The organism is Micromonospora sp. DT231, from assembly GCF_049847025.1.
Lineage (GTDB): Bacteria > Actinomycetota > Actinomycetes > Mycobacteriales > Micromonosporaceae > Micromonospora.
Window position 1 is genome coordinate 1 of sequence record NZ_JBNCNO010000032.1, and the last position, 4,083, is coordinate 4,083.

The window sequence follows — 4,083 nt, forward strand, 5'->3', positions numbered from 1 at the left end:
ATGCGCCTCCACCACATCCACATCCACCACCGACAAACGCGCATTAGCCAACGCCTGCCGAATAACACGCTCCTGCGCGGGCCCATTCGGCGCGGTCAGACGGCTACTTGCTCCGTCCTGATTCACCGCACTACCGCGCACCACCGCCAGCACCGGATGACCATTACGCCGCGCATCCGACAACCGCTCCACCAGAAGCAGGCCGACACCCTCACCCCAACCCGTTCCATCCGCCGTACCGGCAAATGATTTGCATCGACCATCGGCCGCCAAGCCGCCCTGCCGCAGGAAGTCGACGAAGACCCGGGGCGATGACATGGTGGTGACGCCGCCCGCCAGGGCGAGGTCGCACTCGCCCTGCCGCAGTGCCTGCGCCGCCAGGTGTAGTGCGACCAGCGACGAGGAGCAGGCGGTGTCCACGGTCACTGCGGGGCCTTCGAGACCGAAGGTGTAGGCGACTCGACCGGAGGCGACGCTGCCGATGTTTCCGTTGCCGAGGTAGCCCTCGATCGCCTCGGGCACCTTGTGCAGCCGGGCGCCGTAGTCGGCGTACATCAGCCCGGTGAAGACGCCGGTGCAGCTGCCGCGGACCGACGTGGGATCGATGCCAGCTCGCTCGAACGCCTCCCATGACGTCTCCAACAGCAGGCGCTGCTGCGGGTCCATCGCCAGCGCCTCACGCGGACTGATCCCGAAGAAGGCGGCGTCGAAATCGGCCGCGTCGTAGAGGAATCCGCCCTGCGGGTCGGGGCCGAACTCGCCGGTCTCCCAGCCGCGGTCGTCGGGGAAGGCGGTGATGCCGTCGGTGCCGGTGCTGACGAGTTCCCACAGCTGTTCCGGCGTCCGGACTCCACCGGGATAGCGGCAGGCCATTCCGACGATCGCGATCGGCTCGCGGGTCCTGGCCCGCACCTCACCCAGTTGCCGGCGGGTCTCCTGCAGTTCGGTGGTGGCCCGTCGCAGATATTCGCGGAGCTGGTCCTCGGTCGCCATGTTCACCCTCGCGGTCGTTTGGACGGGTCAGTTGGCCAGATCGGTGCGGCTCAAGGAGTTGTCGATGAACGCGAACATCTCCTCGTCCGTGGTGAGCCGCGCCTCGGCGGCGCCGTCACCGCCGCCGGCCAGCCGGTCGAGGCACGCCTGCAGCCGGCCGGTGAGCTCGGTTCGCGCCCGGCTGCTCGCGCTCTGCCCGGCCAGCGCGACGGTCAACCTGTCGAGTTCGGCGACGACAGGGGTGACCAGGGCGAGCTGCGCCGCCTCGGGGTCGGGTCGTAGCCGCCCAGCCAGCGCCTGCGGTGTCGGGAAGTCGAAGATCAGTGTTGCGGGCAGCCGGGTGCCGGTGCGTGCGCCGAGCAGGTTGCGCAGTTCCAGCGCGGTCAGTGAGTCGAAGCCCATGTCCAGGAAGCCCTGGCCGGGTTCGACGGCGTCCGGCGAGGCGTGACCGAGGATCTGGGCCACCGAGGAGCGCACCAGGTCCAGGACAAGGCGATCCTGCTCCGTCTCGGGCAGGGCGGCGATCCGGGCGGTCCAGCTTGGACCACTCTCCGCGGCCGGTCCCCGCCTGCCGGTGGGGCGCAGGTTGCGCAGCAGAACTGGTACGGCAGCGGGTTCCGCGTCTCGCCACGCGGCCAGGTCGAGGTCGGCGGCCGTGATCGCGGGCCGGTCGCCGCCGACGGCGGCGTCCAGCAGCGCCAGGGCCGCCTCGGTGCGCAGTGGCCGCAGCCCCGCAGTGCCCATCCTCCGGCCGCCGTCGCCGAGTTCGCGGGTCATGTCGCTGAGCTGCGCCCACATTCCCCAGGCAATCGACGTGGCGGGCAGCCCATCCGCGTGCCGGGCCTCGGCGAGCGCGTCGAGGTAGGCGTTCGCGGCAGCGTAGTTGGCCTGGCCCGGGCTGCCGAGGACGCCCGCGATCGACGAGAAGAGCACGAACGCCCGCAGCTCGCGGTCGCGGGTGGCCTCGTGCAGGTGGTGGGCGGCCGTCGCCTTCGCTTGTAGGACCGCCGTGAGCCGCTCCGGCGTGAGCTGTTCGACAGTGGCATCGTCGAGCACACCTGCCGCGTGGATCACGGCGGTCAGCGGCTGCTCCTCCGGCACCTGGGCGAGCAGGGCGTCGACGGCGGCGCGATCGGTAACATCGCAGGCAACGACCCGGATCGTGGCGTCCAGGTCGTCCAGTCCGGCCACCGGTCCGCTACGGCTTGCCAGGATCAGGCTGCGCACACCATGCCGCTGCACGAGATGCCGGGCCACAAGTTTGCCGAGGGTGCCGGTGCCGCCGGTGATGAGCACGGTGCCATCCCAGACAGGCGCGGTCACCGGCTCGCGCAATTGCCTCAACCGCGGTACCAGGACCTTGCCGCCGCGTACCGCGACCTGCGGCTCACCGCTGCCGCGACCGGCGTCCGGGTCACCGTCCACGATGACGATCCGGCCGGGGTGCTCGGACTGCGCGGAACGAGCCAGTCCCCAGACCGCCGCGTGGATGGGATCGATAACCGGCTCACCGGCGACGGCCGCCACCGCGCCCCGGGTCACCAGCACGAGCCGGCCCGGGTCACCACCGGTGAGGAAGTCCTGGATCGCCGTCAGCGCGCCGGTGACCACGTCGATCAGCTCACCGGACGGCACCTCGACGACGACGTCACCACTGACGTCCGGCGCACTACCGGGCACTGCGGGTACCCACTCGACGGCGTACCGCGGACCGGTCTGCGGCACCACCGCCGCGTCGAACGGCCGCATCGTCAACGAGCCGATCGAGGCAACCGGCACACCCGCCGAGTCAGCCGCCGTCACCCGAACCCGGTCCTCCCCGAGCCGCCGCAGACTTATCCGCAGCGCGCCGACTCCGGCGCGATGCAGCCGAACCTGCTCGAAGGCGAACGGCAGCCGGGGAAGGCCGTTGTCCGCGGCAGCACCGAACAGCAAACCCTGCAGCGCTGCGTCCAGCAGTGCGGGATGAATGCCGTAGCCGGTGGTGTCGGTGCCCTCGGGCAGGACGACGTCGGCGTAGACGTCGTCACCGCCGATCCACGCGGCGCGCAGGCCTTGGAAGAGCGGGCCGTACGCGAAGCCGGCATCGGCCAGCCGATCGTAGAGATCGTCGACATCGACTGGCTCGGCTCCCGGCGGTGGCCAGGTGGCGAGGTTGGGGTCTGTTTCTGGTCGGGTGTCGGTGGTGAGGGTGCCGGTGGCGTGTAGGCCGGTGGGAGAGGTGATGGTCAGGTCGTGGTGGCCGTCGGTGCCGGTCGGGGTGATCTGCACCTGGACGTCGGAGGGGATGGTCAGCGGGGCGTGCAGGGTGAGTTCCCCGACGGTGGTGGCGCCGATCTGGTCACCGGCGTGGATAGCCAGATCAACGAACCCGGTCCCGGGCAGGATCGGGGTCCCGGCGATGACGTGCTCGCCCAACCACGCTGTTCTCGCCGCCGTCAACCGCCCGGTCAGGACCAGATGCTCGCCGACGGTCACGGCGGCGGACAACAACGGATGAGTAACCGGCCGCAACCCGAACGCCGACGCGTCCCCGACAGCCGGACTAGGAGCCAACCAGAACCGTTCCCGCTGGAACGGGTACGTCGGCGCCACCGGAATCGACTCCACATCCGGCGCCGGAACGATCGCATCCCACGCGATCGGAGTCCCGGTCACGAACAACCGGGCAACCGCAGTGAGAAGAGTGACCACCTCATCGCGACCCCGCTGATCGGTGACCGCCGTGGAGGTGGTGACCTCGGTGGCGTCGCGCGGGTCGGTGCTCGCCGTGCGGGGGGCGGCCTCGGTGGCGTCCTGCTGGTTGGTGGTCGTCGTGTGGGCGGTGTTTCCGGTGGCGTCGCGCTGGTCAGTGGTGGTGGGCTCGGTGGTGGTGGGTTCGGTGGTGGTGGGTCGGGGGCGGGGGCGGCGACCGGTCGCGGCGATGACCACCGGGTCAGCAGTCAGACAGCCCGGTAGTAGCGCGGCTAACACCGCGTCCGGGCCAACCTCCAACCACCTGTCCACCCCCGCGCGCTCACCCGCCCGCACCGCATCCAGAAAATGCACCGCCTCCCGCACATGCCGCACCCAATAACCCGGATCCCGATG

2 protein-coding genes are annotated in these 4,083 nt (G+C 70.5%); both read right to left on the reverse strand.

Annotation, left to right across the window (positions count from 1 at the left end; translation table 11 throughout):
• A partial coding sequence (locus tag ACPXBU_RS34765) for a beta-ketoacyl synthase N-terminal-like domain-containing protein (RefSeq protein WP_425761390.1) occupies window positions 1-993 on the reverse strand: 993 nt, incomplete at its 3' end.
• A 27-nt stretch (window positions 994-1,020) separates the two neighbouring features.
• On the reverse strand, window positions 1,021-4,083 hold a 3,063-nt coding region (locus ACPXBU_RS34770), incomplete at its 5' end, for an SDR family NAD(P)-dependent oxidoreductase (protein WP_425761391.1).